Below are 2,275 nucleotides of genomic sequence, written 5' to 3'. Positions count from 1 at the left end.
TCTTCTTTTTAACCCAATTGTTCCAAAATATCCAAAAAGGGGACGCCGCGCGTTGGCGCGGCGTCCCCTGGCGGGAATATGTGGGAATCGAACCCACCTGGGCAGCTCTTCACCACCCTCACCGGTTTTGAAGACCGGGGGGCACACCAGCACCCATCTACTCCCACGAAAATCGCCGCTTCCACGGTCGACGGCGCTATTGTAGCACGTCCTTTGTGAAATGGCAATACCCAACTCAAATGCATTTCCCCCGGTCTTATGGACAGCTCGGGGTGGGCATTTTGGCGGGAAAGAGCCTCTCAAAGTCCCGTAAAATCAAGCGTTTGCATCCTACGGACATAAAAGCAGCCTAGCTTCCGCCTTACAGTCCGTCATCCGCCAAAAAGCTTTTATCCGCAAGGCGGCGGAGGTCGCCCTCCTTTTTCGTCACATGGAAGCGATCCAGATATTCAAGCACCGCCAGCGCGTATTTCCGGGAAGTCCCCAGCGCGTCCCTCAGCTCCGCCAGCGTGATCGTCTCCTGCTCCGCGAGGTGGTCCCGGACCGCGCCCCGCGCCCGCAGCCACGCGTCCTTGTGATAGCAAATCTGAGGGGAAAGCATCACCAGTTCCCCGCCGGTAAGCACACTGTCCAGCACCTGCTTTGCGTCTGCGGCTTCTCCCTGTGAAAATTGGGCCAGCATTTCCTCCGTGGTGGGCGGCTCGATGCCCGCCTTGCGGTAACTCTCCAGCAGCCGTTCCCGGATGGCGCTCTGCTTTTTTGTGAACCGGACGGAAAACTCCGCCAGCGCGTACCGCTCCGCCGTCCGGCGGATGCTCCCTTCGGCGCAGAGCTGGCGCAACAGCGCGTCCGCCCCGGTCTGGTCCATAGACTTGAACAGCTTTTGCCGCAGCTCGGCGGCCTTCATCCCGGCATGAAGTGGGTTTTTCCGATGATAGTCCTCCAAAAGCCCCCGACAGGCATCCCGCACGCCGTCCATTACGCCGGACGATGCAAACCGGCCCGGCAGCGGCTCCACCAATCGACCTGCCGATACCAGCTCCCCCAGCAATTCCTCCAACTCCTGCGAGTCCATCCCAAGCTTGGACGCCAGCTTGTCGGTCTGGGGCAAGGCCGTGCCAAATTCCGCCGCCACCTGCACCACCCGGTCGCCGCCGGAGCCGCTCTCCCGGATGCGCAGCGCCTTCAGCACAGCGGGGTCCCCCCGCTTATGCCGCTTGGGCGCGTCATCTAAAATTGTGCCGCCGCCGATGGTTTCCAGCGGCGAAAGGAAACGAACTACAAACCGATCCCCGTTTTTTGAGGCAATCGGCTCCGTCAGCCGGAGCTGGGCATAGCAGCTCTCGCCGGGGTCCAGCCCGTCCCGGTCCAGCAGCACCACCTTGGCAAGCAGCACCGACGCGCCGTGGTACAGGTGGACCTGAGAGTCGTTTAAAATCACCCGCTGGGAAGCGCGCAGGTTCTGAAGCCGCACGTCCAGCATCAGCGAGGTGCGCAGGCTTCCGGGCCTTGCCACCGCGTCGCCCCGCTGCACGTCCGTCCGCTTCAGACCCGCCAGATTCACCGCCACCCGCTGGCCCGCGTAGGCGGTGTCCACATCTTTCCCGTGGACCTGCAAATTTCGGATGCGGGTTTCCGCCCCGGAGGGGGCAAGCACCGCCGGATCTCCCTCGTGCATGGCTCCCTCAATGAGGGTGCCTGTCACCACGGTGCCAAAGCCGTCCACGGAAAACACCCGGTCCACCGGCAGGCGGAACGCCACCCGTAGGTTCTTCTCCCGGGCATCCAGCACCAGCGCGTGAAGGGCTTCCTTCAGCTCCGGGATGCCCTGCCCGGTATAGGCAGAGACGGTGAGGATGGGCTTGTTCTCCAAAAACGTCCCCTTTACCCGCTGGGCAATTTCCTCCTGCATCATGTCCAGCCACTCCGGGTCCACCATGTCGGCCTTGGTCACCGCCACAAGGCCGTCCTTGATGCCCAGAAGCGTCAGAATGCCAAGATGCTCCACGGTCTGGGGCATAAAGCCTTCGTCCGCAGCCACCACCAGCATGGCAAGGTCGATGCCCCCCGCCCCCGCCAGCATATTTTTGATAAACTTTTCATGGCCCGGCACGTCTACGATGCCCGCCAGCGTCCCGTCGTCAAAATCCAGATGGGCAAAGCCCAGCTCAATGGTGATGCCCCGCTTTTTCTCCTCCTGAAGCCGGTCGGTGTCGATGCCGGTGAGGGCCTTAATCAGCAAAGTTTTTCCATGGTCCACATGGCCCGCGGTGCC

The 2,275-nt window shown here is 62.0% G+C and carries 1 protein-coding gene and 1 tRNA gene; both read right to left on the bottom strand.

What is annotated here, in order from left to right; all coding sequences use genetic code 11:
• Positions 1–68: 68 nt before the first annotated feature.
• A tRNA-Sec gene (locus tag B2W96_RS06015) sits at positions 69–165 on the bottom strand.
• 196 nt (positions 166–361) lie between these two features.
• Positions 362–2,275 (bottom strand): selenocysteine-specific translation elongation factor (gene selB, locus B2W96_RS06010; RefSeq protein ID WP_293009383.1); only part of this gene is annotated, 1,914 nt, incomplete at its 5' end.

Source organism: Oscillibacter sp. UBA6647, from assembly GCA_002455655.1.
Classification (GTDB): domain Bacteria; phylum Bacillota; class Clostridia; order Oscillospirales; family Oscillospiraceae; genus Oscillibacter.
This window is presented reverse-complemented; position numbering and strand designations above follow the sequence as displayed.